Here is a 1,129-nt window from a genome sequence, read left to right on the forward strand (position 1 = left end):
GGGGGGTACGCGCGTTCTCGCTCACCTCCGCGATCCTGCCAGAGGTATCCGACGAGCCGCCGCCGTGGGACGAACCCGTTCACCCGGGTGTGCCACGATGCACACTATGGACTTCTCACCCTCACCCCGCGCGGCCGAGCTCACCGCGGCGGTCCGCGAGTTCATCGACACGCACATCGCCCCGGTCGAGCCGGCGATCCACGCCGACATCGCCCGTCGCCGACTGGCCGGAGAGGACCCATGGGCGGTCGATCCGCGGATCACCGACCTGCAGAGCAGGGCGCGCGCGCAGGGACTGTGGAACCTCTTCCTGCCCGCCGGGCACGAGGGGCCCTACGCCGAGCGCTACGGCACCCACGGCGGGACGGGCCTGACCAACACCGACTACGCGCCCGTCGCCGAGGAGATGGGGCGGTCGTTCATCGCGCCCCTGGTGTTCAACTGCAACGCCCCGGACACCGGCAACATGGAGGTGTTGCTCAAGTACGGCTCGCAGGAGCAGAAGGACCGGTGGTTGGACCCGCTCCTGGACGGGAGGATCCGCAGCGCCTTCCTCATGACCGAGCCGGCCGTGGCCTCCTCCGACGCCTCCAACATGGCGGCCACCGCGCGGGTCGAGGGTGACGAGGTGGTCCTCGACGGTCGCAAGTGGTGGTCCACCGGCGTCGGCCACCCGGACTGCGAGGTCGGCATCTTCATGGGAGTGTCCGATCCGGACGCGCACCGCTACCTGCGCCACTCGATGGTCCTGGTGCCCATGGACGCCCCCGGGGTGCGCGTCGAGCGCATGCTCACCGCACAGGGTGTCTACGACGAACCGCTCGGCCACGGTGAGGTGTCCCTCGAGGGCGTGCGTCTGCCGGTGGAGAACATCATCACCGGACCCGGGCGGGCCGCCGAGATCGCGCAGGGTCGGCTCGGCCCCGGCCGCGTCCACCACTGCATGCGGCTCATCGGGCTGTCGGAGATGGCGCTCGACCTGGCCTGCCGTCGCGCCTCGGGCCGGGTGGCCTTCGGCAAACCCGTCGTCAACCTGGGCGGGAACCGGGAGCGGCTCGCCGAGGCCCGGATCGCCATCGACCAGGCCCGCCTGCTGGTGCAGCACGCGGCCTGGAAGCTCGACACCGAG

At 71.2% G+C, this 1,129-nt stretch carries 1 protein-coding gene; it reads left to right on the plus strand.

Annotated features, from left to right (window positions below):
* Positions 1-106: 106 nt before the first annotated feature.
* The coding region (locus tag G6021_RS13375; RefSeq protein ID WP_182641497.1) for an acyl-CoA dehydrogenase family protein at positions 107-1,129 on the plus strand (1,023 nt) is incomplete at its 3' end.

Source organism: Dietzia sp. CW19 (assembly GCF_014145265.1).
Lineage (GTDB): Bacteria > Actinomycetota > Actinomycetes > Mycobacteriales > Mycobacteriaceae > Dietzia > Dietzia natronolimnaea.